General features: G+C 60.7%; 20 protein-coding genes and 1 pseudogene. 13 read left to right on the top strand and 8 right to left on the bottom strand.

The features are described 5' to 3' along the window. Positions 1-216: 216 nt before the first annotated feature. A complete protein-coding gene (locus tag ACTG2J_RS20505; protein ID WP_005356927.1) occupies positions 217-744 on the bottom strand; it encodes an AbiTii domain-containing protein in 528 nt (175 codons plus the stop codon). 124 nt (positions 745-868) lie between these two features. Beyond that, positions 869-1,333 (bottom strand): thioesterase family protein, encoded by a 465-nt coding sequence (locus ACTG2J_RS20500; protein WP_005355465.1) that lies wholly within the window; start codon positions 1,331-1,333, stop codon positions 869-871. 133 nt (positions 1,334-1,466) lie between these two features. Here ACTG2J_RS20500 and recQ point away from each other — a divergent pair, with 133 nt between their 5' ends. After that, a complete protein-coding gene (gene recQ, locus ACTG2J_RS20495; RefSeq protein ID WP_113740162.1) occupies positions 1,467-3,302 on the top strand; it encodes an ATP-dependent DNA helicase RecQ in 1,836 nt (611 codons plus the stop codon). A gap of 66 nt (positions 3,303-3,368) precedes the next feature. On the opposite strand, the gene ACTG2J_RS20490 is transcribed toward recQ, so the two are convergent. Further along, positions 3,369-3,671, bottom strand: a complete 303-nt coding sequence (locus ACTG2J_RS20490; protein WP_005340687.1) for a c-type cytochrome — start codon at positions 3,669-3,671, stop codon at positions 3,369-3,371. Positions 3,672-3,776: 105 nt separating this feature from the next. Between ACTG2J_RS20490 and ACTG2J_RS20485 the strand changes: the two genes are divergently transcribed. The 3 genes from ACTG2J_RS20485 to ACTG2J_RS20475 all read left to right on the top strand — a co-directional run bounded on the left by ACTG2J_RS20485 (position 3,777) and on the right by ACTG2J_RS20475 (position 6,336). After that, a complete protein-coding gene (locus ACTG2J_RS20485; protein WP_439997844.1) occupies positions 3,777-5,204 on the top strand; it encodes a protein adenylyltransferase SelO in 1,428 nt (475 codons plus the stop codon). Between the two features lie 10 nt (positions 5,205-5,214). Continuing rightward, entirely contained in the window at positions 5,215-5,502 is a 288-nt protein-coding gene (locus tag ACTG2J_RS20480) for a DUF3630 family protein (protein WP_159162696.1), read from the top strand. A 159-nt stretch (positions 5,503-5,661) separates the two neighbouring features. Beyond that, entirely contained in the window at positions 5,662-6,336 is a 675-nt protein-coding gene (locus ACTG2J_RS20475; RefSeq protein WP_005340680.1) for a 7-cyano-7-deazaguanine/7-aminomethyl-7-deazaguanine transporter, read from the top strand. A 270-nt stretch (positions 6,337-6,606) separates the two neighbouring features. Here the strand turns inward: ACTG2J_RS20475 and rraA are convergent, their stop codons facing one another. Then, positions 6,607-7,092: a ribonuclease E activity regulator RraA gene (gene rraA, locus ACTG2J_RS20470; RefSeq protein ID WP_005340678.1), complete on the bottom strand. Its 486-nt coding sequence runs from the start codon at positions 7,090-7,092 to the stop codon at positions 6,607-6,609. 146 nt (positions 7,093-7,238) lie between these two features. Here rraA and ACTG2J_RS20465 point away from each other — a divergent pair, with 146 nt between their 5' ends. Both ACTG2J_RS20465 and ACTG2J_RS20460 read left to right on the top strand, forming a co-directional pair. Further along, complete coding sequence (locus tag ACTG2J_RS20465; RefSeq protein WP_323893298.1) at positions 7,239-9,092, top strand: methyl-accepting chemotaxis protein; 1,854 nt, start codon at positions 7,239-7,241, stop codon at positions 9,090-9,092. Positions 9,093-9,214: 122 nt separating this feature from the next. Next, positions 9,215-9,864, top strand: a pseudogene (locus ACTG2J_RS20460) (chromophore lyase CpcT/CpeT). 100 nt (positions 9,865-9,964) lie between these two features. Here ACTG2J_RS20460 and rpmE read toward each other — a convergent pair. Beyond that, entirely contained in the window at positions 9,965-10,180 is a 216-nt protein-coding gene (rpmE, locus tag ACTG2J_RS20455) for a 50S ribosomal protein L31 (RefSeq protein WP_005340673.1), read from the bottom strand. A gap of 147 nt (positions 10,181-10,327) precedes the next feature. Between rpmE and priA the strand changes: the two genes are divergently transcribed. Beyond that, positions 10,328-12,535 carry a primosomal protein N' gene (gene priA, locus ACTG2J_RS20450; protein WP_439997843.1) on the top strand — a complete coding sequence of 736 codons (2,208 nt, stop codon included), beginning with the start codon at positions 10,328-10,330 and terminating at the stop codon, positions 12,533-12,535. Positions 12,536-12,599: 64 nt separating this feature from the next. On the opposite strand, the gene ACTG2J_RS20445 is transcribed toward priA, so the two are convergent. Continuing rightward, a complete protein-coding gene (locus ACTG2J_RS20445) occupies positions 12,600-13,691 on the bottom strand; it encodes a hypothetical protein (RefSeq protein WP_162628434.1) in 1,092 nt (363 codons plus the stop codon). A gap of 286 nt (positions 13,692-13,977) precedes the next feature. On the opposite strand from ACTG2J_RS20445, the gene ACTG2J_RS20440 reads away from it, so the two are divergent. The 5 genes from ACTG2J_RS20440 to dtd all read left to right on the top strand — a co-directional run bounded on the left by ACTG2J_RS20440 (position 13,978) and on the right by dtd (position 19,876). Beyond that, entirely contained in the window at positions 13,978-15,411 is a 1,434-nt protein-coding gene (locus tag ACTG2J_RS20440; protein ID WP_113740156.1) for a DUF2867 domain-containing protein, read from the top strand. A 169-nt stretch (positions 15,412-15,580) separates the two neighbouring features. Next, complete coding sequence (locus ACTG2J_RS20435) at positions 15,581-16,807, top strand: aromatic amino acid transporter (RefSeq protein WP_111900459.1); 1,227 nt, start codon at positions 15,581-15,583, stop codon at positions 16,805-16,807. A 254-nt stretch (positions 16,808-17,061) separates the two neighbouring features. Next, positions 17,062-18,303, top strand: coding sequence for a malic enzyme-like NAD(P)-binding protein (locus ACTG2J_RS20430; protein ID WP_164535822.1), 1,242 nt, complete (start codon positions 17,062-17,064; stop codon positions 18,301-18,303). A gap of 176 nt (positions 18,304-18,479) precedes the next feature. Then, complete coding sequence (locus ACTG2J_RS20425) at positions 18,480-19,352, top strand: virulence factor BrkB family protein (RefSeq protein WP_005340664.1); 873 nt, start codon at positions 18,480-18,482, stop codon at positions 19,350-19,352. Positions 19,353-19,438: 86 nt separating this feature from the next. Further along, positions 19,439-19,876: a D-aminoacyl-tRNA deacylase gene (dtd, locus tag ACTG2J_RS20420; protein ID WP_005356887.1), complete on the top strand. Its 438-nt coding sequence runs from the start codon at positions 19,439-19,441 to the stop codon at positions 19,874-19,876. On the opposite strand, the gene ACTG2J_RS20415 is transcribed toward dtd, so the two are convergent. Then, on the bottom strand, positions 19,865-20,545 hold the full coding sequence (locus ACTG2J_RS20415) for a spermidine synthase (protein ID WP_439989602.1): 681 nt from the start codon (positions 20,543-20,545) through the stop codon (positions 19,865-19,867). The two genes, dtd and ACTG2J_RS20415, sit on opposite strands and share 12 nt — an antisense overlap. 51 nt (positions 20,546-20,596) lie before the next feature. Here ACTG2J_RS20415 and ACTG2J_RS20410 point away from each other — a divergent pair, with 51 nt between their 5' ends. Then, entirely contained in the window at positions 20,597-21,505 is a 909-nt protein-coding gene (locus ACTG2J_RS20410) for a bifunctional GNAT family N-acetyltransferase/hotdog fold thioesterase (protein ID WP_227341588.1), read from the top strand. Between the two features lie 54 nt (positions 21,506-21,559). On the opposite strand, the gene ACTG2J_RS20405 is transcribed toward ACTG2J_RS20410, so the two are convergent. Continuing rightward, the gene (locus ACTG2J_RS20405) at positions 21,560-23,677 is read right to left on the bottom strand and encodes an AsmA family protein (RefSeq protein WP_439989183.1); all 2,118 of its coding nucleotides are present in this window, start codon (positions 23,675-23,677) and stop codon (positions 21,560-21,562) included. Between the last annotated feature and the right edge of the window lie 49 nt (positions 23,678-23,726).

Raw genomic sequence — 23,726 nt, 5'->3', positions numbered from 1 at the left:
CTTCCAGTTACTCGGTTTTTCATTAGCTGCTGACCTGTTACCTGGCCAAGTGATCTGACTTGCAGTATGCAGGGTCGAAGCAAGACCACGGACATTAAAAGGGCCACCGCTCGGTGGCCCATCGGTGGAGTCTTATCCTGACTCCGGCACTCTAGATTGTGGCAATCTCGCTATGGGTCTTGTCTATGGTGCCCTCCTTGCGCGCCAGGCGCTTACTCAGATATGCCAGTGCTGATGCCGCAAAGCCTTGAAACTGTGTTGAGGCAGCAAGGCCGCGTGCTTGGGGTACTCACTAATGAAATGTTCTATTCCCTCCATCAGTTGTGCACGTAATGAAATCACGGGCTCATGCCAGGCTTGCAGGCATAAATGGCCGGGGATCAACTGCTCCTGATAATCTTCCAGCAGCTGTTCTGGCCAGGGTTCAATACCGGAATTGCGTTGCAGCAAATAGTGGGCGGCGGGTTCACGGGCATAAATGAACTGAATTTGGGCCAGATCGCGTTGGCATAGCGTTTGACTGTTGATGTGACAGGTCAAATATTTTCCCGTTTTCAGATCCAGAAAGTGACCGCGTTGCCGACAGGGAACGATGCGATACCAAGGCAAGGGTGAGGAGAGAGAATACCCCTCAAGCTCCTGTTCCAACCAGTGGCGACACTCGGGTGTCTGCACCTCGTCGAGCATGGACTCGAGCTGTGTCAACAAGGCTCTGGATGGTTTGATGGCCAGTTTCGCACTCATCGCCTGCAATCCTCCCTCTGCACACAATCCCGACTATCAGTATGGACCTTGTTCGGCCAGAGGGGGTAAGGAATCTAATGATTAAAAGTGGATTAGCCGCGTGGTTTTTATGCACTAACTTGGTTCAACCCACCAGATAGGTACCGGTGCCGAAGGCGATGTGGGTGCCTTCTTCGTTGTGCAGCTCCATCCGGGCGACAGCCACCTTGCTGCCAGCCCGGATGATGTGGGCGGTGGCGATAAACTCGTTGCCGCGCCCCGGGCGCAGGTAGTCCACCCGCAGATCTATGGTGCCGAGGCGGGCGAAGCGCTCCTTGAGATAGCTGGGGGAGAACTCCTCCAGCTCGTCGATGCAGGAGGCGGCGACGATCATGCCACCCGCCACATCCAGCAGCGTGGCGGTGACGCCGCCGTGCAGGATGTTGTGGAAAGGGTTGCCGATCAGCTTCTCGTCCATCTTGATACGTAGCTCCACCTTGTCGAAGTCGTAGTGGGTCACCTGCATGCCGATCAGTTTGTTGAAGGGCATCTTCTCGGCAAACAGGTTGGCAATGCCACTGAGCGCCATCTTCTTGAGCATCTGTTTCATTCTCTGATCCCAATCCTTGTCATCAAAGCCGAGTAAAAACTCCAGCCAGTCTGCAACAGTTCCTTAACAGTCGCAATGGCAGGTTTATTGTGGGCGGCGGCTGCTTTAGAATGGCGACCCCAAAGGAGAGCCCATGACCGCGATTGCCGAAACCCTGCCAGATCCTCAGCCAGAGAGTCCGCTTGCCCTGCTGCAGGCGGTCTTCGGCTATCAGCAGTTTCGGCCGGGTCAGCTCGAGATCATCGAGCAGATCGTCGCGGGGCGTGATGCGCTGGTGCTCAAACCCACCGGTGGCGGCAAGTCGCTCTGTTACCAGATCCCGGCACTGCTGCGGCCCGGGCTCGGTGTGGTGGTCTCTCCCCTTATTTCGCTGATGAAGGATCAGGTCGACAGCCTGCGCGCCAACGGCGTAGCGGCGGTCTACATCAACTCGGCCCTGAGCCGGGAGGAGATGATTCAGAACTTCGCCGCCATGCGCCGCGGCGAGATCAAGCTGGTCTATGTCTCCCCCGAGCGCTTGCTGCAGCACGAGTTTATGGACCGGCTGGCCGAACTGCCGCTCGGGCTGTTCGCCATCGACGAGGCGCATTGCGTCTCCCAGTGGGGCCACGATTTCCGGCCTGAGTATGCGGCGCTGGGGCGACTCAAGCAGTGGTTCCCGCAGGTGCCGGTGGTAGCGCTTACGGCCACCGCCGACGAGGCGACCCGTAGCGACATGCTGCATCGGCTGGAACTCCACGACCCCTTTATCCACACCGCCAGCTTTGACAGACCCAATATCCGCTACAGCCTGGTGGAGAAGTTCAAGGCGGCGGAGCAGCTGCTGCGCTACGTGCAGAGCCAGAAGGGCAACTGCGGCATCGTCTACTGCTCCAGCCGCAATCGGGTGGAGGAGGTGGCCGAGCGGCTCTCCCGCCACGGCTGCAAGGCGGCGCCCTATCACGCCGGCCTGCCGCTCGAGCTGCGTCAGCAGACCCAGGAAGCCTTCCTCAAAGATGACATCGAGATAGTGGTGGCGACGGTGGCGTTCGGTATGGGTATCGACAAGCCCAACGTACGTTTCGTGGTGCACTACGACATTCCGAAGAACATTGAATCCTACTATCAGGAGACCGGTCGTGCCGGTCGCGATGGCACTCCCGCCGAGGCGCTGCTGCTCTACGATCCTGCCGATATCGGCCGGGTGCGCCGCTTGCTCGATAACATCGAGAATCCGCAGCAGTTGCAGGTGGAGCAGTACAAGCTCAACGTGATGGCGGCCTTTGCCGAGGCGCAAACCTGCCGCCGTCAGGTGCTGCTCAACTATTTCGGCGAGTACAACGACAAGCCCTGTGGCAACTGCGATATCTGTCTCGATCCGCCCAAGAGCTATGACGGCACCGAAGATGCCCAGAAGGCGCTCTCCTGCGTCTGGCGGGTGGGGCAGAATTTCGGGGTGGGTTATGTAGTGGAAGTGCTGCGCGGGTCGCTGAACCAGCGCATCAAGGATCACGGCCACGACAAGCTCTCGACCTACGGCATCGGCAAGGATCAGAGCCACGAATACTGGATGAGCGTGATCCGCCAGCTGATCCACAAGGGACTGCTGACCCAGAACATCACCCGCAATCTGGTGCTGCAGCTGACCGAAGCGGCCCGCCCCGTGCTGCGTGGAGAGGTGAAGCTGGAGCTGGCGGTGCCCCGCCTGCAGCCTATCTCCAGCCGCAAGGAGAAGCGCAATGGCCTGCTCGACAACGCCAACTACGACAAACGGTTGTTCAAGGAGCTGCGCGGCCTGCGCAAGCAGATTGCCGAGGACGAAGAGGTGCCGCCCTACGTGGTGTTCAACGATGCGACCCTGGTGGAGATGGCTCAGCTGATGCCGATGACCGAAGACGAGATGCTGGCTATCAACGGTGTCGGGCACCGCAAGCTGGAGCGCTTCGGCGAAGCCTTTATGGATCTGATCATCGACTACTGCCGGCGGTAGGGTCGATTAGGCAGCCTAATCGACCACGGTAAGCGCGGCTCGGAAGAACCTGGGTCAGACGCGAGGTTATTTCAGGCTGGCATAGAAGGCGGCTAAATTGTCGATATCCGCATCGGTCAGCGGCGCCATGAAGGGGTCCATCAAGGGCTCTTTGCGAGTGCCATCCTTGAACGCTTTCAACTGTTTCACCAGATAGGCGGCATTCTGACCCGCCAGATGGGGATAGTTGGGGATCATCGCCTTGCCTTCCACGCCGTGACAGGCGGCACAGACCGCTGCCTTGGCTTTGCCGGCCTCGATATCCGCAGCCTTGGCCTGATGACCCCACGCCAGTGCCAGCAAGGGCAGGGCATATACCCATTTTTGCATCTTCTTCTCCTTGAATTGAAAAATGATGGTTGCCAGTTAGCGCAAGCATGGCTGACGGCAGTATAAAGAGTGACACGAGCATACGCAGGGACGAATGGTACAACCATGAAGTTGATCAACACTTTTGCGACCGAGTTGCCCTGGGCCTGTGAACCTGTAGCCCCCCAGCCGCTGCAGCAACCCCGGTTGCTTCATCTCAACCGGGCTTTGCTGGATGAGTTGGGGCTGGGAGGCGTCAGCGAGGCTGACTGGATCGCCTGTTGTGGCGGGGGAAAAGTGCTGCCCGGTATGCAGCCGGTAGCGCAGGTCTATGCGGGCCATCAGTTCGGGGGTTATAGCCCCCGGCTTGGGGATGGTCGTGCGCTGCTGTTGGGTGAGCAGCAGGCGCCGGATGGTCAGCGCTGGGATCTGCACCTGAAGGGGGCAGGAAAGACGCCGTTTTCCCGTTTTGGTGACGGTCGTGCCGTGCTGCGCTCCAGCATTCGCGAGTATCTCGCCTCCGAGGCGCTCCATGCCCTCGGCATCCCGACCACCCGGGCGCTGGTATTGGTGGGGAGTCAGGAGCCCGTTTACCGCGAGCAGGTGGAGACGGGAGCGACCGTGCTGCGCACCGCCCCCAGCCATCTGCGCTTCGGCCATATCGAGTATTTCGCCTGGAGCGGGCAGGGAGAGAAGATCCCGCCACTCATCGACTATCTGCTGCGCCACCACTTCCCCGAACAGGAGAGTGGTGCCGAACTGTTTGCCGAAGTAGTGCGCCGCACCGCGCGGCTGATTGCCAAATGGCAGGCGGCGGGCTTCTGTCACGGGGTGATGAACACCGACAATATGTCGCTGCTCGGCCTGACGCTGGATTACGGGCCATACGGCTTTATCGATGCCTACGTGCCCGATTTTGTCTGCAACCACTCGGACCCTGCGGGCCGCTACGCGCTGGATCAGCAGCCTGCGGTCGGTTATTGGAATCTTCAAAAACTGGCGCAGGCGCTGGCTGGCCATGTAGACGGTGATGCGCTGGCTGCAGCGTTGGCCCAGTACGAGCAGCAGCTGATGTTGCACTACTCCGAGTTGATGCGGGCCAAGCTCGGGCTGGCGGTGTGGGAGGAGGATGACCCGGCGCTGTTCCGCAAGCTGTTCCGGTTGCTGGCGGCCCACAAGGTGGATTACCACCTGTTCCTGCGCCGTCTCGGTGAGGTGGCGCAAGAGGGGGGGTGGCCTGCGTCTCTGCTTGCCCTGTTGTCTGAACCTGGTGTTTGGCAGGAGTGGCTGGAACGCTATCGGGCGCGGCTAATGCGCGAAGGAAGCGAGGATGCCGTGCGCAAGGCGCAGATGGATGGCATCAATCCCAAGTATGTGCTGCGCAATGCGCTGGCCCAGCAGGTGATAGATGCCGCCGACGCAGGGGATATGCAGCCGTTTGAGCGGCTGTTCACCGCCTTGCAGCGCCCCTATGATGAACAACCCGAATATGAGGATCTCGCCACCCCGACTCCGGCATGGTATTGCGGTGGTGAGCTCTCCTGCAGTAGCTGAGAGATTGGGCATGAGTTGGCAAATCAAACAGGTAGATAGCGAAGCTGGCGTAGTGACGCTGGATTGTCCGGCACTCGACTGGGACACTTTTCCGCTGTTGGCGCAGGCCTTGCTGCGAGAGTGGGAGCTGCAGCCGCTCGAGCAGGATGCGGGGGCCGACCGCCATAGCTGGTTGCTGGAGTTTGAAGGGAGCCAGTTTCGGCTGGAGTACGAACACTACAGCGGCTGCTGGCTGGAGGCGGTGCGCCCGGCGGATCGGGAGGCGCTGCTCTGGCTCGCCAGACAGCACAAGGCGTGACTATCGTCCACAAGGCCTGCTCTGCCGCTGGCCAACCTGGACAAGCGTAATCGCATAAAGATTGAACTATCGGTTTTGGGGCGTATAATCTCGCCCCTCGATTATCGCCAATGGTGGCGATATGGGTTCCCTAACCCCATTAACCAAAAAGGTCACAAGATGAATCTGACCCCTGCGCAGTACCAAACGGCGCTTGTTCGCCTGTCGTTGTTCCACATTCTGATCATTGCCAGCAGCAACTATCTGGTGCAGCTGCCGATCACCGTGTTTGGCTTCCATACCACTTGGGGGGCGTTCAGCTTCCCGTTTATCTTCCTGGCGACCGACCTGACGGTGCGGATCTTCGGTGCCGGTCTGGCACGCAAGATTATCCAGACCGTGATGCTGCCAGCGCTGGCGGTCTCCTATGCGCTCTCCGTACTCTTCTTTGAAGGGAGCTTCCAGGGCGTTGGTCATCTGGCCGAGTTCAACCTGTTCGTGGCGCGTATCGCGCTGGCCAGCTTTATGGCCTATCTGGTAGGGCAGTTCATGGATGTGGTGGTATTCAACCGGCTGCGTCTGCTCAAGCAGTGGTGGATTGCACCTGCAGCCTCCACCCTGTTCGGTAATCTGGTCGATACCATCGCTTTCTTTAGTGTGGCCTTCTGGCGCACCACAGATCCTTTCATGGCAGAGCACTGGGTCGAGATCGCAACCGTCGATTACGTATTCAAGTTGCTGATAAGCCTTGGTTTGTTCGTGCCGCTCTACGGTGTCTTGCTGCGCTACCTCAGCCGCAAGCTGGTGGGCGAGGCCGGATTATCCAGCCTGCAAACGGCCACCCGGCAAGCCTGACCAGATTGACCACCCTTCGCGGTGGTCAATTTTTTTGCACTTTCTGCAAATAGCGCTTGCCTAGTTAAATGAGAATGATTATTGTTAACTTGTTTTCCGGGAAAGACTTCATTCGTTCCAACGTGATGGACTTCTTGTGAAGGCACGACATTGCTCACATTGCTTCCAGTTAAGGGCCAGTTTATCTGGCCCTCTTTTTTTGTCATTTTTCAGCAAGTTGCAGGCATAAAAAACGGGAGCCAAGGCTCCCGTCGTCACGCTGTCTGTGGCTTACTCGATATCGAGTGCCTCGGGGGAGAGGATCACCCCTGTGGTATCGGCGTAGAGGTGGTCGTCAGGCAGAAAGGTCACCCCACCGAAGTTGACCGGCAGATCGGTCTCCCCTACATCCTTGCTGTCGGCACCGACCGGAATGGCTGCCAGTGCCTGAATGCCGATATCCAGATCTTCCAGAATATCGACTTCGCGGACGCAGCCGTAGCAGACAATCCCTTCCCAATCATTCTCGGCCGCCGTGGTGGCGATGTCGCTGTCAATCAGGGCACGGCGCATGGAGCCACCGCCATCGATCAGCAAGACACGTCCCAGTCCGTTCTCTTTTACGAGTTCACGGATCAGGCCATTCGATTCGAAGCATTTGACGGTGGTGATGACGCCGCCGAAAGAGGCGCGGCCGCCGAAGGAGCAGAGCATGGGTTCAAGCACATCCACCATGTCCTGATAGATGTCGCACAGTTCAGAAGTATTGTATTCCATAGTGTCAAATCCACGGCTGGAAACAGGTGCAACCAGTATAAGGAGTGGGTGTGGCATTTCAATGAATATTCCTTGCACAGATCACCTGTCGCCGCTTTTCTGCATAAGCTCAATGCAGTTCACTGCCAGTTTGCGAGAGGTCCATCGTGCTTATCCGTCATAAGTTGATCCTGAATACCGTGCTGGTTGCCGTTGCCATGCTGGTACTGAGCGGCCTGTTTATCTACTCCAGCCAGGTGCACCGTCACCTGACCGAAGCCCAGCGCAATATCGACCAGCTGGAGATCGCCATGCTCAACCTGCGCCGGGCCGAGAAGGATTTTCTGATCCGCAAGGATATGACCTTCGTCGAGCGCTTCAATCAGGGGCTGTCTGACTTTCACCAGCACAACCGGGAGCTGGTGACCGATGACAATCTGGCGGCCGTTGAGGGGGAGCTGACCAGACTGGATCAGCAGATCAGCGGTTATGGTAAAGCCTTCAACGATCTGGTGGCCCAGCAGCAGAAGATTGGTCTGGGGCCGGAGGAGGGGCTCTATGGCAAGTTGAGGGCGGCGGTGCATGAGGTGGAGAATGGGCTCAAGCAGCTGGATCAGCAGGGGTTGCTCATCACCATGTTGCAGTTGAGGCGGGCGGAGAAGGACTTCATGCTGCGCTCCGATATCCAGTATCTGGAACGTTTCGAGGCCTTGCACAAGAGTTTTCAGGATAGCCTTGCCACTTTGCCGGAGGCGGATCGCGGCAAGCTGGAACAGGCCAGCAAGCAGTACCGGCAGGACTTTGTGGCGCTGGTGCAGGGGATGCAGGTACTGGGGCTGAAAGAGGATGAGGGGCTGCGTAACCAGATGCGGGATCTGGTGCATCAGACCGAACAGGGGTTTGCCGCCGTCGATCAGCACATTGTCGCTGAGCTGGAGCGGCAGAGCGCTCGCCTCAACAGCCTGATGCTGGTCTGTGGCGGGGTGATTGTGGTGCTGATCGGCATTATGAGCGTGTTGCTGGGGCGCAGCATCGACCGTCCCATTACTCAGGTGAATGATACCGTCAACCGCATTCGTAAGGATAATGACCTGCGCCTGAAGATAGATCTGCGCGGGGCAGATGAAATGGCCCAGCTGGCAGGTAATCTCGACGTAATGCTGGGCGGGTTTCGCGATCTGATCGGCGATGTGAAGCAGAGCGTGCACACCCTGACCGAAGCGGCGGATCACCTCTCGGCCAACGTCAAGCGCACCAGTGAAGGGGCGGCGCGCCAGCTGCAGGAGACTGATATGGTGGCGACCGCTTCCACCGAGATGGGCTCCACCATCGAAGAGATCGCCCGCAACACCGAGCAGGCGGCCAACAATGCACAGGCAACCAACAACAAGGCGATGGAGGGGCGGGCTGCGGTCGAGAATACTGTCGAGCAGATCCGCTCGCTGGCGGGCAATCTGGAGAGCTCATCTCGCGAGGTGAGCCAGCTGCAAAAAGAGAGCGAGACCATCGGCTCCGTGCTCGACGTGATCCGTGGTATTGCCGAGCAGACCAACCTGCTGGCCCTCAACGCAGCCATCGAAGCAGCTCGGGCAGGGGATCAGGGACGCGGTTTTGCGGTGGTTGCCGATGAGGTGCGCAATCTGGCCATCCGTACCCAAAAATCAACCCAGGAGATCGCCGGCATCATCAGCTCGCTGCAGAAACAGACCGGCAGCATCGTAGAGGTGATGGCGACCTGCCGCGAGCAGGGCAACCGCAGCTCGGATCAGGCCAGTACTGCAGGGGAGTTGTTGGGGCAGATCACTCAGGATGTTACCCATATCATGGACATGAGCACCCAGATTGCCGCCGCCATCGAACAGCAGAGTCTGGTGGCCAACGAGGTGAACCGCAACGTCAACAACATCCGCGACATCGCCCAGGAGTCGAGCATCATGGCAGAGGAAAATGCGAGATCCAGCGAGGGTCTCAACGAGCAGGCCCAGCTGCTCAACAAGGCGGTGGCAAAATATCGGGTTTAGTGAGCAGACTGGCATCCTTGTGAGGTTTTTGCACCAGAGTGGCAATGATTTGATCGTAATGGCTGTTATTGGGGGAATTCGCTCATATAATCGCCGCCACTATGATGATTCGGAAGGATTCGATGGCAAAGTTGCTGGTGGCCGTATTCGGGCTGCTCTGTTCCTGTCTGGTGTTGGCAGGGCCGGCGCCTCAGGCTACCCCACTCAAGCCCGGTATGGAGCCGCTACTCAGCTGGTTCAACGGGGCCTTTACGAGCCGGGAGCAGGCCAGTTACGACAGCCGCTTTACCAGTGCCGAGCTGCGCCTGATGGAGATCTGGCCCGGCTATCAGGGCTATCGCTGGGTCTATGCCGAGCAGTACCTGAGTCTGCGCTCGTCCGTCCTTTTCGCCAGCGCATCTATCGCTTCTCACCCGCCCCTGACGGGCGGATCCTGATGGCAGAACTGACCATGCCCCGGGCTACCGATTTTGCCGGTGCCTGGCATGATCCTGCCCTGCTCGACAGTCTGACCCCGCAGCAGCTCTCCTTGCGCCACGGTTGCGAGATCTGGCTGACACGCACTCCCTCCGGCGAATATGCCGGTCACACCCGGGTGGGCCACTGCTCCACCGATTTTGGTGGTGCCACGACGCTGGTGCAGCATATCTGGATTGGCCCCGACAGCGTCAGATTGCTGGATCGCGCCTATGACAACGCAGGGAGCCCGCGCTGGGGCAGCCCGGGTGAGGGGTATGTCTATTTGCGTCGTTCCAAAGGGTTTGGCCAGTAGGGGCGAGTGCATCTGGCTGCGGGAACATGAAGGATGAAAAACAGGGATCGTAAAAAAGGCGCCCGATGGGCGCCTTTTTCAGAATTCTTCAGAAGTAAAATTACTTCTTGGTGGTCATCGCACCGAAACGCTTGTTGAACTTGTCTACGCGGCCGCCGCTAGAAACTTCTTTCTGCTTGCCGGTGTAGAACGGGTGGCACTCGGAGCACACGTCCAGGTTCAGATCTTTACCGATGGTAGAGAAAGTGTTGATGACGTTACCGCAAGAGCACTTGGCGGTGATGGCTACGTAGTCAGGATGGATACCAGCTTTCATGGACAACCTCAATTAATAGGCCGTGTCGCCATCCGATCTCTTGTCGGACACCACACGATTGTTGAACACAGTTTCAAAGGCTGCGAATAATATAGGAAATGCCTGAGATCAGGCAAGTGGCTTCGCAGAAAAAATAGGCAACCCCTGGTGAATTCTTCCCAAACGCTGGATCTGGTTCGTGTCGCTGTCCCGGTACCGTTACGCCGTCACTTCGACTATCTCTCTCCCCTGCCGTTACCTGCCCCCGGTTGCCGGGTCGAGATCCCTTTCGGTCCCCAGACCCTGGTCGGGCTGGTGGTGGATCATCCGGCTGACAGCCAGGTGCCCCGCAACAAGCTCAAGCCCATCAAACGGGTATTGGACACGGCACCAGTGCTAGGGCCGGATATTCTGGCGCTGATGAACTGGAGCGCCAGCTACTACCAGCATCCGCTGGGTGAGGTGCTGCCCCACGCCCTGCCGGTGCTGGTGCGCAAGGGGGAGCCTGCCGCTTATCGTGAACTGGAGTTCTGGTTTGCCACCGAGGCGGGCATGGCCATCGACCTCAACGAGCTCAAGCGGGCGGCCAAGCAGCAGCAAGCGCTCGCCTTGCTGCGCAAGGGGCCGCAGACCCCCTCCGCTCTCAAGCAGGAGGAGATCCAGAGCGCAGCTCTCACCGCGCTGGAGAAGAAGGGGCTGCTGGAGAAGCGTTCGCTGGAGCCGAGCCATGATGGCGATTGGGCTGCCCGCTTCGAGCCGGGGGAGGGGCTGCGCCTCAATGGCGAACAGGCGTTGGCCGTCTCTGCCGTTACCAGCCAGAGCGACAAGTTTGGTGCCTTCCTGCTGGATGGCATCACAGGTTCCGGAAAGACCGAGGTCTACCTGAGCATCCTCGAGCCATTGCTCAAGGCGGGCAAGCAGGCGCTGGTGATGGTGCCGGAGATCGGCCTCACCCCGCAGACCATCAACCGCTTCCGGCGCCGCTTCAACGTGCCTGTGGTGGCGATGAACTCCGCCATGAACGACAGGGAGCGGCTCGACGCCTGGCTCGCCTGCCGAGACGGCGCCGCCGCCATTCTGATCGGTACCCGCTCCGCGGTGTTCACCCCGTTTCACAACCTCGGCATCATCATCATCGACGAAGAGCACGACGCTTCTTTCAAGCAGCAGGACGGTTTTCGCTACCACGCGCGGGATCTTGCGGTGATGAGGGCCCATCGTGCCGGTATTCCGATCCTGCTTGGCTCGGCTACCCCATCGCTGGAGACATTGCACAACGCCCGCACCGGCAAATATCACCATCTCACCCTGACTCGCCGTGCCGGTAACGCCCAGACCGCCCGTCAGGTGATTCTGGATATCAAAAACGTGCGGCTGCAGGCCGGGCTCTCCCCCCAGTTGGATCAGCTGATGGCGGAGCATCTGGCGGCGGGCAATCAGGTGATGCTGTTTCTCAACCGCCGTGGCTATGCCCCGGCTCTGATCTGCCACCAGTGCGGCTGGAGCGCCGCTTGCGAGCGTTGCGATGCCTGGTACACCTGGCATCAGGCCGGACGACGGCTGCACTGTCACCACTGTGACAGCGTGCGCCCGCTGCCCCACCACTGCCCCGAGTGTGGCAGCAACGAGCTGATCGGGTCGGGAGTGGGCACCGAACAGCTGGAACAGCTGCTTACCACAGTGTTCCCGCAATATCCGGTGGTGCGCATCGATCGGGACAATACCCGCCGCAAGGGGGAGCTGGAGACCCATCTCGGCGACATCAAGGCGGGCAAGTACAAGATCCTGATCGGCACCCAGATGCTGGCCAAGGGCCACCACTTCCCGGATGTGACGCTAGTGGGTCTGCTGGATGTGGACGGAGCCCTGTTTAGCGCCGATTTTCGCGCCGCCGAGAAACTGGCTCAGCTCTACACCCAGGTGGCGGGCCGTGCCGGTCGTGCCAGCAAACCCGGGTTGGTGGTGTTGCAGAGCCATCATCCGGAGCACGCCCTGCTGCAGGATCTGACCCAGAATGGCTACGGCCACTTCGCCGATACGGCGTTGAAAGAGCGCCGCCTGTTGGGGCTGCCGCCCTTCAGCTATCAGGGGCTGTTCCGCGCCGAGGCCAATGGCCGTGACGAGGTGCAGCTGTTCCTCGCCCGCCTCGCCGATACCCTGCGCAGCGCCCGCTATCCCCACGTTCAGGTGCTGGGACCCATCAGCGGTTTTATGGAGCGCAAGGCGGGCAAGTTCCGCATGCAGTTGCTGGTGCAGGGGCCGAACCGGGCCCCGCTGGCCCAGCTGCTGGACTGGGCGGTTAAGGAGCTGGAAGGCTGGCCCGAGACCAAAAAGGTGCGCTGGAGTCTGGATATCGATCCCACCGAGCTCAGTTGATGGCACCGGAGCCGGTCGCTGGCAGATCTCGTCAGCGACCGGGCTGCTGATTCCGTTTAAAGGCTCAGACCCGCAGATCGATCTGCTGCACCCAGCCTCCTTTACCCTGCTCGGTGAGATAGAGGCCGGATTGGCGCAGCACCCCCTGATTGCCGCTCTCCCCCAGATGGTGGAAGGGGGTGTCGAGGGGGCGTAGCAGGATGGCGCCGATCCCCAGTTCGACCAGCGCGATAGGGGCGTGCTCGGGATGCCAGAACTGCAGGGCTGAAAACTGGCTATCCCCCTCGTCCAGCACCCCGTTGCCATCCTCATCCAGGGTTGCCAGCTCGCCGAAGCCATTGCCGGATCGGGCGCCAAACAACTCGCCACCATCGTCTATGGTGACGTTGCCATTGCGATCCAGCGCCACAAAGCCGCTGCCTTCACTCAAGCCCGGCAGGCTGTCCTCCTTGCCATCCTGATCGATATCGAAAGTGACCCGAGCCTCGGTCAGATCGGCGATCTTGCCATCCAGACTGAGCACCAGCGGGTCTTTCAGGGCATTGAGGGTGGTGCGCCGCTGGCTCACCTCCAGCTGGCGCCAGTCGAGCACAAAGCCGAGATCGAGCTGAATAGTCTGACCATCCCAAGTCGCTACGCTGGCCGATGCCACCACGTTGAGCTGCTCCTGTTGCAGCAGGGTGTCAGTCACCTCCACCAGTTGATCCGTCTCGGCGGCTTGAGCCGCGGCGTCTCCTTGGGTCACTCCATCGCCTCCCTCTTCGGAGGGTTTGATCGGCTTGGGCAGCTCGATTTCGTGGCCCAGCATCGCCTCAATCATCAGCTTGATCAGCCGCTGGCGGTTATCCAGTCCATCGTCGGGAATACCATCCTGCTCTTTGCCGACGTCCGCTGCGGGCGGGGCGGGAGGTGTTGCTGCTTGCTGACTGGTGGCGGATTGCCTCGCGGTTTGCAGCGTCAGGGCGCTGGTGAGGGTCAGGGTGCTGCTGCGTTCGCCGGCCGCGGCCGTGTTGTTGCCCTCCGGTGGATTGACGGCGGGTGGCACTGGCCCGAGGTTGCGCACCTTGCGGCTCTGGGCCTGCTGTTGCCGGTATTGCACCTCCCCCTGGAGGTCGTAGTGATCGATGCGCATACGTTCGCCCTCGGCGCTATACATCTGGTCAGTTATCGACCAGTCAATGAGCAGGGCTTAACACCAAATCGGACTAATCAGAGAGGTGGTTAGTACTAGGTTGCAAGGTGGTGGCGTGGCAGGATGGCAAGAGACTGGATGGTGGCGCTCTAGTTGAACATTTTCAGGTAGCGCTGCGCACGCTGACTGACAAGCAGCATCGGTAAGGATAGGGAGAATTACATGAGAAATTGTCTGGTGATGGACGTGGCGGGCCATGGTGGATTCCTGTCTGGCGCCCCTTGCATCAATGATGCTGAGGGCTGCACTCATGCGTAATTGTCTGGTGATGGGAGCGGCAGGATATATCGGTTCCTATCTGGTGCCCCACCTGCAGACCCTCGGCTACAAGGTGATTGCCGGGGCGCGCCGTCCCTGTCGCTTGCCTGAGGGGGTGGAGTTTCGCCTCGCCGACAGCCTCAAACCCATCACCCTGCTGCCTGCGCTGGCGGGTATCGATACCGTCTTCTATCTGGTCCATGCCATGGGGGCGGGGGCCGATTTTCACCGTCTGGAGCAGCAGGGGGTAAAGAACTTCGCTGCCGCCGCTCGTGCCGCCGGGGTGCGTCGCATCATCTATCTCGGGGCAATCCAGCCCGAACAGTGCAACAGCCGCCATCTCAACTCCCGCCGCCACTGTGGCGAGCTGTTTCGCGAATCCGGCGTACCGACGGTGGAGCTGCGCGCCGGCATCATCATCGGGCCCGGTTCGGCGGCGTTCGAGGTGATGCGGGATCTGGTGTTCAACCTGCCGATGATGGTGACGCCCAAATGGGTGCGCTCGCGCACGCCGCCGATTGCGCTGTCCAACCTGCTGCACTATCTGGGCGGGCTGGTAGAGGCAGACGAGGTGGATGGCCGCATCTTCAATGCGGTCGGCCCCGAGCTGCTCAGCTATCAGCAGCAGTTGCAGAAGTTCGCCGCTCATATCGGCAAGCGCTGCCCCATCATTCCCATCCCGTTTCTGAGCCCGCGCCTCTCTGCCTGGTGGCTGCAGTTCGTCACTTCTGTGCCGCAGCCGGTGGCCAAGGCGCTGGTGGGCGGTCTCAAGCACGATATCCCGGCCGACGACGGCCCGCTGCGTGCCCTGCTGCCCCAGACCCTGCTCAGCTTCGACGAGGCGCTGGCGGAGAGTCTGGCGCTGGAGCAGAAGCTGGGTGCCGAACAGCAGGGGCAGGAGACCCCCCTAGGCCTGCGCTGGCGCCATCCCGAATATGGCTTCTACGACCGTACCGCCAGCGGCGAGGCCATCTGCCTCGCCTCTCCCGAGGTGGTGTGGCAGGTGTTGCAGCAACTGGGGGGTGAGCAGCGCTACTTCTACATGAACGAGCTGTGGGTGGTGCGCGAATGGATGGATCACCTGATCGGCGGCCCGGCCCGCACCCGTGGCCGCACCAATCCGGATCGCTTCGTGAAGGGTGACATGCTCGACTCTTGGCAGATCCTCGGGGTGGATGAGGGGCGCAGGCTCGATCTGTTGTTCAACATGAAGGCCCCGGGCGTCGGGCGGCTGGAGTTCAACATCCTGCCGGAGGAGTCTGGCCTGACCCGCATCCGGGTCACCGCTCACTGGCATCCGCAGGGCGCCTGGGGGCTGGCCTACTGGCTCGCCATGTTGCCGTTCCACCTCTTCATTTTTCAGGGGATGACCGAGGCCATCGCCCGTCAGGCCGAAGCGAGGGCAGGTATCCCGGTGATGGATTAACCCCTCTTCACACCATTCCCGCTGATAGAGTGCCCCGTTCGGGGCATTTTTTATGCGGCGGCCATGCCCGGTTATGGCAGATAGTGGTAGGCGTCTCATGGCAAAGGCTGGCATCATGCCGCGGTCTTGTTTACCGCGGATAGATAATCAGTCAGAAAAAGAAGGGATTATGAAGAAAAAACCGTCAATTTTGGGGGGCGCCTGCATCATTGCCAGCGTCTGCGTGGGAGCCGGCATGCTCGGTCTGCCGAGTTCGGGGGCGGGGGCCTGGACCCTCTGGTCGGTGCTGGCGCTGACCGTCACCATGGTGATGATGACCCTCTCCGGCTGGATGTTGCTGGAATCCTTCCAGCACCACGATATGCGGGTCTCCTTCAATACCGTGACTCGCGAGCTGCTGGGGGAGAAGCTCAATCTCCTCAACAACCTCTCGGTCTACTTTGTTGGCGGCATTCTGCTCTACGCCTATATCACCTCCTCCGGTGCCATCCTGCAGGGGATTCTGGGGATCGACAGCAAGCTCGCATCCGTGCTGTTCGTGGCGCTCTTCTCTGCAGTGGTGTGGCACTCGACTCGCGCCGTTGACCGCATCTCTGTGGTGCTGATCGCCTTTATGATCCTCAGTTTCGCCCTCGGTGTGGCCGGGCTGCTCGGCAGTATCAAGCTGCCGACCCTGCTCGATCTGGCGGGCAGCGAGAGTCGCTACGCCCCCTATGCCATGGCAATGCTGCCGGTGGCGCTCACCTCGTTTGGCTATCACCACTCTGTTGCCTCCCTGCGTGCCTATTACCAGAACGAGCAGCAGGCCAGATGGGCCATTCTGGGGGGAACCCTGATCGCGCTGGCGCTCTACGTGCTCTGGCTGCTGGGGATCTTCGGCAACCTGCCCCGTCAGGATTTTGCCCCTGTGATTGCCAAAGGGGGAGACGTGAGTGTGCTGCTCTCCGCGCTTTCAGGGGTGATCGAATCGGAGAAGGTGGCCAGCGCCATCAACGGCTTCTCCATGGCGGCCATTCTCTCCTCCTTTATCGGGGTGGGGCTCGGGGTGTTCGACTATCTGGCTGATCTGTTCAAGTTCGACAACAGCCGCGTCGGTCGCAGCAAGACCTGGGCGGTCACCTTCCTGCCGCCGCTGCTGCTCTCCCTGCTCTTCCCGTTCGGCTTCCTGCTGGCCATCGGCTATGCCGGTGCCGCCGCCACCATCTGGACCTGCATCATCCCGGCATTGCTGGTGCTGCGCACCCGGGCGCGGGCCGAGCGGGGCGAAGTGACCCCCCACTTCGTCACCCCCGGCGGCAAGCTGATGGCCTGGCTGCTGATCCTGTTCGGATTGGCGACCGCGCTGTTCCACTTCCTGTCGATGGCAAATCTGTTGCCGGTCTATCTGGGCAACTGAGTCAGGTCTACAGCACTGACAGAAAGGGCGGCAAGGCCAATTTGCCGCCCTTTTTGCTCCATTTTTATCCCACGCGGCAGAATCTATAACTAAAGTGGTAGGTGTGGGTGGGGTAAGGTGCTGAAATAACTGGTCTGATCTGGCTAGCGGCAGCATGATCTGCTGGGCATGCCCACCGCTTTCTTTTATGATCCCCGCCCTTCTGTGTGCCCCCTGTCGGCACCTCATTTGCACCAACCACATCGGGGTCCCCCATGTCCGATCTGCGTCAAGAAGCACTCGATTACCACGCCCTGCCCGTACCGGGCAAAATTGCCATCGCCCTGACCAAGCCTGCCGAAACCGCCCGTGATCTGGCGCTGGCCTACAGCCCGGGTGTTGCCGAGCCGGTGCGCGAGATCGCCGCCAACCCGGCCGATGCCTATCGCTATACCGGCAAGGGCAATCTGGTGGCCGTCATCTCCAACGGCACCGCCATTCTGGGTCTGGGTAATCTGGGGCCGCTGGCCTCCAAGCCGGTGATGGAGGGCAAGGCCCTGCTGTTCAAGCGCTTTGCCGGCATCGACGCCATCGACATCGAGGTGAAGCACGAGACCAGCCAGCAGTTCATCGACACGGTGGCGGCCATCGCCGATACCTTCGGTGGCATCAATCTGGAAGATATCAAGGCACCTGAGTGTTTCGAGATTGAAGAGGCGCTGATCGCACGCTGCGATATTCCGGTGTTCCATGATGACCAGCACGGTACCGCCATCGTCACCGCCGCCGGTCTGCTCAACGCGCTGGAAGTGCAAGGCAAGCAGATCAGTGACAGCCGCATTGTGTGCATGGGGGCTGGGGCTGCCGCCACCGCCTGCATGGATCTGCTGATCAAGTGTGGCGCCAGAGCGCACAACATCTTCATGCTGGATCGTCAGGGTGTTATCCACACCGGCCGCAGCGATCTCAACAAGTACAAGCAGCGCTTCGCCAACGAGACCCCGCTGCGCACCCTGATGGATGTCATCGAAGGGGCGGATGTGTTTGTCGGTGTTTCCGGCCCAGACGTGTTGCCCGCCGAAGCGGTCGCCCTGATGGCGCCCAATCCGGTGATCTTCGCCTGCTCCAACCCGGATCCGGAGATCAAGCCGGCGCTGGCCCACGGGGTGCGCAGCGACCTCATCATGGGTACCGGTCGCTCCGATTACCCGAACCAGATTAACAACGTGCTCTGTTTCCCCTTCATCTTCCGCGGTGCCCTCGATGCCCGTGCCAGCCGCATCAACGATGCCATGAAGATTGCCGCGGTCGAGGCGATCCGTGCGCTGGCCAAGGAGCCGGTGCCGGCCGAGGTACTGACCGCCGCCGGGGTGAGCGAGCTCGCCTTCGGCAAGGATTACGTTATTCCCAAGCCGATGGATGCCCGTCTGCTGCCGCGCGTAGCCCGCGCCGTGGCGCTGGCAGCGGTCGCCTCCGGCGTCGCCCGCATCGAGCTGCCCGCGGACTACATGCTGTAATCCGGCGTTGCAAACGGCCCCATAGCGGGGCCGTTTTTATTTGTGCTTCTGACGACAGCCAGAGACGCCAGTCGGGTGACAGGTTGGGGCTGATGGAGGCAAATCGGGTTCAAAGGTGGTCAAACAGCGCTCTCCTCTGACACAATATTGCCACTATGACGCTAACGAGAATCAAGATGCAGCAGCCTGTCAGTGGCCGTTTGGCCCACGCCCTCTCCTTCTTGCGCCATGATGGTCGCCACTTTGCCCAGTTTGTCTGGGGCCGTTTCCAGCAGGACAGATTGACGGTTACCGCCGGTTATCTGGCCTATGTCACCCTGCTTTCGCTGGTGCCGATGATCGCCGTGGTCTTTGGCATGATGTCCGCCTTCCCGGTGTTCCAGAGCCTCAAGCAGGCGATGGAGCAGTTCGTCTACCACAACTTCGTGCCGACTGCGGGAGACATGCTCAAGGAGTACATCGACGGCTTCGTTGCCAATGCCACCAACACCACGGCAGTGGGGATTGGGGCGCTGGTGGTGGTGGCGTTGATGCTGATCTCCGCCATCGACAAAAACCTCAACTACATCTGGCGTTCGACCCAGGGCCGCCCGCTGGCGCAGGCCTTTGCCATGTACTGGATGATCCTGACCCTGGGGCCTGTGCTTATCGGGGCCAGTATCGCCATCTCCTCCTATATCTTCTCGCTGCGGCTGTTTGGCGCCGAGAGCCTGTTCGGTATCGGTTATCTGCTGTTGCGCGGTTTGCCGTTCCTCTTCTCGGTGCTCACATTCCTGCTGGTCTATACCGTGGTGCCGAACTGCAAGGTGCGGCTGATCCACGCCTTTATCGGTGCGCTGGTAGCTGCGACCCTGTTCGAGCTGGCCAAGCGCGGCTTTGCCATCTACATCACCAACTTCCCCTCCTATCAGGCCATCTACGGCGCGCTGGCCACCATCCCGATCCTGTTTGTCTGGGTCTATCTCAGCTGGCTGGTGGTGCTGCTGGGGGCTGAAACCACGGCCTGCCTCGGTGAATATGAGAAACCGGCGAGTGAGGAGCTTGGCTAAGCCATCGCCTTGGCCATCGGTTTATTGGTAGCATCGACGACCGCCCCTGTGAGGGGGCGGTCGTTCTGTTTTCAAAGGAGAGGGATGTGATTGCATTGATTCAGCGGGTCAGCGAGGCCAGCGTGACTGTCGAGGGGGAGGTGACCGGCGCCATCGGTCAGGGATTGCTGGTACTGCTCGGGGTAGAGCAGGGGGATGACGAGGCCAAGGCCGACAAGTTGCTGCATCGGGTCAGTGGTTATCGCATCTTTCCGGATCAGGAGGGCAAGATGAACCTGAATGTCAGCCAGATCGGCGGCAGTCTGCTGGTGGTTTCCCAATTCACGCTGGCGGCGGATACCAAGCGAGGGATGCGTCCCAGCTTCTCCTGCGGTGCTCACCCGAGCGAGGCCGAGCGGCTCTATGACTACTTCGTGGCCAAGGCCGCCGCCAGCGGCATCCCGACCGAAACCGGCCGTTTTGCCGCCGACATGAAGGTGGCGCTGGTCAACGAGGGGCCAACGACGTTCTGGCTACAGGTCTGAAGATGTTTCGTCCCGCGGTGTGACGTGGACGATTACGTTGATGAGCCCCGCAACCGGATAGGGGGTGGCGGGGCCAATCCACTGTTCTATCAGTGTCAGGGCGTGGGTTAGCTCCAGTGCGGTGCGCGGCAGCAGGTTGATCACCAGGGTGCCGCAGAGGCGGGGAGCCAGCGCCCGGTAGAGCCGCTCCTGAAACAGCAGCAGCGGGTTGCCATCCTGACTGAAGAGATCGAGCAGGATGAGGTCGTACTGCTGCTCGCTCTGCTCCAGAAAGGCGAGGGCATCGGCCTGATGGAGTGCGGGAGCAGCGCGTTTATCGCTCTCCTGATGCTGGAAAAACTGCTGATAAACGGTCAGCACCTCTTCGTCGAGGTCAACGCACTCGTGGCGGGCCGAGGGCCAGCGCTGACTCAGATGGCGGGTGAGATCACCGCCACCCAGCCCCAGTTCGAGGATCTGCTCAGCCCGCTCCGGCAGCAGGCAGGCGATGACCCGTTGATGGGGCAGACAGAGGGTCGCGGGGTCGGCGAGCGACATGGCGGATTGCACCACGCCGTCTATCTCCAGCCAGCGGTGCTGGTCATTTTCCTGTACCGTGAGGCGGCGCTGGGGTTTGACGCTGAGGTGCAACAAGTGATCGGCTTGGTACGCTTGCAGATTGAAGTCCATGAATTTGCACGGCAAGATGGTTTCCGACCAGTGTAACTCAAGGATGAAACTATGTACCGGGTAGTCACCCCTCAGACAGTCGCCGAGCTGGATGCCTACTACCAGTTGCGCTGGGAACTTCTGCGTAAGCCCTTCAATCTGCCCGTCGGTTCCGAGCGGGACGAATACGACACCGTCGCCATTCACCGGCTGATGCTGGCCCCCGATGGCACTCCCATCGCGGTGGGCCGCCTCTTTATCGGCGGCGACGAGGCGCAGATCCGCTTTATGGCGCTGCGTCCCGAATATCGCGGCCAGGGGCTGGGCGCCAAAATGGTGGAGGATCTCGAGCAGTTGGCCCGCAGCGAGAAGGTGAAACGGCTGGTGATGAACGCCCGTCAGGAAGCTGTGGAGTTCTATCGCAAGTGCGGCTTTCTCGAAGTGGGGGGCGGCCCCGTCTCCTTTGGCCGCATTCCCCATCGCCAGATGATCAAATCCCTGAGCCCGTTGCAGACTATCCAGTACCGGCCGGAGTGGTGTCAGGATCTCACCACCCGCTGGTCGCGCGGGGTACCCATCAGCGAGAAGATGGGGATGCACATCAGCCACTACGACGGCCAGACCTTCCATCTCAAGGCCAATCTGGCGGCCAATTTCAACGTGCATGGCAGTATGTTCGCCGGCAGTGTCTATAGCCAGTGCGTGCTGGCAGGCTGGGGGCTGATCTGGTTGCAGCTTAAAGAGGAGGGGCTGGTGGGCGAGCCGGTGCTGGCCGAGAGCACCATCAAATATCATGGCCCGGTCGATGAGGAGCCGGAGGCGCGAGTGGCCCGCGAGGGGATGCCCGCCGTGCTGCAGCCGCTCAAACGGGGGGAGCCTGCCACCTTCAGCCTCAAGATCCAGCTGTTCAGCGGCAGCAAGCTGGCGGCGGAGTTCCTCGGTCACTACGTGGTGCAGCCGCCCCGCCGTCCGGGCCAGTAACCGCGCCATTTCCCCATCAAACAACAAGGCCTCATCATGAGGCCTTGTCTGTTTTTACCCTTGCTGGCTGTCGCTTGTCTGCCCGGCTTGGGTCTGCACTTGGGCCTGGTTTTGGGCTTTCGGTGCGGGAGCCGGTCGCCAGAGCGGGGCGCTGTTGCCTTGCGGCGGATAGCGTACTCCCACTTCCCAGCCGCAGGCATCCTGCTTTTGCGGGAAGCTCCAGGCCAGCGTGGGTTCCGTCAGCGGCCCGCGCCACTGGCCGAGCAGTTCGGCGCAGCGGTTGCCGTTGAGGATCCCCAGATCCAGCTGCCACTGCTCGTTGACCAGATCGATCCCCCCTTGCAGCGCCAGCAGATGAGTGATGGTGGAGGCGCCAGCCTGCTCGACTTGTAGTTGCCCCTTGTCGATCTTGCCCTGCACCCTGATGCGGTAGAAGGGGGTGTCACCCTCCTGCATCGCCTGCCACAGCTGATCCGGCGTCAGGGTGGGCGGGGTCGCCCCCTTGAACCACTCATCCAGCAGCGGGTCTATCTTTACCTTGTCCCAGAACGGCTCGTCGGCATCGAGGGCAAAGCTGCCCTGCAGGCTCTGGCGCCACTCGCCCGCCGTCTTGCCGTGTTCGGCTTGCAGGTCGGCGCTCACGTCCGCTTTGCCGGCAAAGGAGACCGGAGAGTGGAATATCTTGCCCCATTGCTGCAGATCCAGCTTGGTCGCCTGCAGTTGAAGGCGGCTGCTCTGGCCCGGTTCGCGGCCCCACTGGCCACTCAGACTGAGGGTGCCCTCATCCGGCAGCGAGCTGGTGAGTTTTCCCAGTTGCCAGGAGCTGGGGGTCAGTTCCCCATCCAGCTCGCCGTTGCGGGCGCTGAGTCCATCCCACACCAGCTCGAACCACTTGCTCTCGATACGGGCACGGCCGAGCAGCGGGCCGGGTTGGTTATCGCGCAGGGCGAGATCGCTCAGATAGAGCTGCCAGCCGGTCAGCGACAGGGGCAGGGTATCGTCGAAGGAGAGCACCTTGAGCTTGTCGAACGCCAGCTTGCGGATATCGACCTGCTGCGGGCGCCAGCTCTGCCAATCCTGCCACCAACCCTGCGGCAGGCTGATATCCATGCCGCTCAGCGCCACGTCTTTCAGGGTCAGCTTTTGCTGCTGGGTATCGAGGGAGAGCTCGACATTGAACTCCCCTTCATAGGCCTTGCCCTGCAGTTCGCCGTCGATCTGCTGGGGCGAGAAGGCGAGCTTGCCCTTGATCTCCTCCAGCTGGAACAGACCACGACCCATGTCCCCCAGGGTGCCGGTCAGATAGCCGGTGGGCTGGTTGCCCGCCTGCCAGTTGAAGGCGGTGAGCTGGCCGCTGAAGTTGTTGAAGGAGAGCTCCTGATTGATGTCGTTGAGGCTGACGCCGTCCAGCTGACCACGATCCAGCGATACGCTTTGCAACGGGAAGCGCTGCGGGGAGCCTTGTTGTGTCAGATCGCCCAGCTCCACCCGCATGCCGCGCGCCTTGAGATCGTGCAGTTGCAGGGTGCGGGCGGGCCAGTCCAGCACCATGCCGGTCTCCAGCAGACCGTCAAACAGGTTGGTCACCAGCTTGTCGGTGCGCAGCACTTCCCCCTCGAGCCGTCCTTGCAGGTTGAGACGGGCGAAGGTGAATTGCGGGGTCTCCAGCTGGCCGATATTGAGGTTCAGGTTGGCCTGTGGTTGCCGTTTCGGGTCGATCAGCTCCCAGTCGCTCAGAGTGGCGTTGAGACCGCGCAGGGTCAGCTCGGGGCTCTCCAGACTGAGGCGATCGATAGTGCTGTCACTGATGGTGAGGGAGTGCACCGGCAGGTTCGGCAGCTGGTTGGGCAGCGGCAGCTTGATGGCGGGGCGAATGAGGTCGAGATGGGCGATCCGCACATCGCGGCTCAGCCAGTCGATGCTCTCGATCTCCAGATAGATCTTGTCGAGGGAGACGGCATCGCCGTAGCGCACCTGCTCCGCCAGCAGGGTGTAGGGGTGGAGCGGGTTGAATACCAGTCGTCCTATGGTGACCGGTACGCCGGTCTGCTGGCTGATCCAGCTGGCGATGGGGCCTTTGGCGCGCTCGGCGTCGAACAGGCCGAGGGCAACCCAGACAAAGAGCAGCAGGAAGGCAAAGGTGTAGAGCAGGCCGCGTAGCCAGGAATTCATAAGTGCTTTCCTCCTGTTTCTGTTATGTGGTCAGGCGTTGGAGTTGTGA

The organism is Aeromonas sp. 6P (assembly GCF_051919525.1).
Classification (GTDB): domain Bacteria; phylum Pseudomonadota; class Gammaproteobacteria; order Enterobacterales; family Aeromonadaceae; genus Aeromonas; species Aeromonas veronii.
Note: the sequence above shows the minus strand (reverse complement) of the source record. Positions and strands in the feature narration are given on the sequence as shown.

Excerpts from the sequence above, each read along its gene's own strand:
- ACTG2J_RS20445 (WP_162628434.1), bottom strand. The coding sequence starts at position 13,691 with ATGTATAGCGCCGAGGGCGAACGTATGCGCATCGATCACTACGACCTC.
- ACTG2J_RS20435 (WP_111900459.1), top strand. The coding sequence starts at position 15,581 with ATGAAGAAAAAACCGTCAATTTTGGGGGGCGCCTGCATCATTGCCAGC.
- ACTG2J_RS20440 (WP_113740156.1), top strand. The coding sequence starts at position 13,978 with ATGCGTAATTGTCTGGTGATGGGAGCGGCAGGATATATCGGTTCCTAT.
- ACTG2J_RS20480 (WP_159162696.1), top strand. The coding sequence starts at position 5,215 with ATGAGTTGGCAAATCAAACAGGTAGATAGCGAAGCTGGCGTAGTGACG.
- ACTG2J_RS20490 (WP_005340687.1), bottom strand. The coding sequence starts at position 3,671 with ATGCAAAAATGGGTATATGCCCTGCCCTTGCTGGCACTGGCGTGGGGT.
- ACTG2J_RS20410 (WP_227341588.1), top strand. The coding sequence starts at position 20,597 with ATGTACCGGGTAGTCACCCCTCAGACAGTCGCCGAGCTGGATGCCTAC.
- recQ (WP_113740162.1), top strand. The coding sequence starts at position 1,467 with ATGACCGCGATTGCCGAAACCCTGCCAGATCCTCAGCCAGAGAGTCCG.
- ACTG2J_RS20430 (WP_164535822.1), top strand. The coding sequence starts at position 17,062 with ATGTCCGATCTGCGTCAAGAAGCACTCGATTACCACGCCCTGCCCGTA.
- ACTG2J_RS20505 (WP_005356927.1), bottom strand. The coding sequence starts at position 744 with ATGAGTGCGAAACTGGCCATCAAACCATCCAGAGCCTTGTTGACACAG.
- rraA (WP_005340678.1), bottom strand. The coding sequence starts at position 7,092 with ATGGAATACAATACTTCTGAACTGTGCGACATCTATCAGGACATGGTG.
- rpmE (WP_005340673.1), bottom strand. The coding sequence starts at position 10,180 with ATGAAAGCTGGTATCCATCCTGACTACGTAGCCATCACCGCCAAGTGC.
- ACTG2J_RS20500 (WP_005355465.1), bottom strand. The coding sequence starts at position 1,333 with ATGAAACAGATGCTCAAGAAGATGGCGCTCAGTGGCATTGCCAACCTG.
- ACTG2J_RS20485 (WP_439997844.1), top strand. The coding sequence starts at position 3,777 with ATGAAGTTGATCAACACTTTTGCGACCGAGTTGCCCTGGGCCTGTGAA.
- ACTG2J_RS20425 (WP_005340664.1), top strand. The coding sequence starts at position 18,480 with ATGCAGCAGCCTGTCAGTGGCCGTTTGGCCCACGCCCTCTCCTTCTTG.
- ACTG2J_RS20405 (WP_439989183.1), bottom strand. The coding sequence starts at position 23,677 with ATGAATTCCTGGCTACGCGGCCTGCTCTACACCTTTGCCTTCCTGCTG.
- ACTG2J_RS20475 (WP_005340680.1), top strand. The coding sequence starts at position 5,662 with ATGAATCTGACCCCTGCGCAGTACCAAACGGCGCTTGTTCGCCTGTCG.
- ACTG2J_RS20415 (WP_439989602.1), bottom strand. The coding sequence starts at position 20,545 with ATGGACTTCAATCTGCAAGCGTACCAAGCCGATCACTTGTTGCACCTC.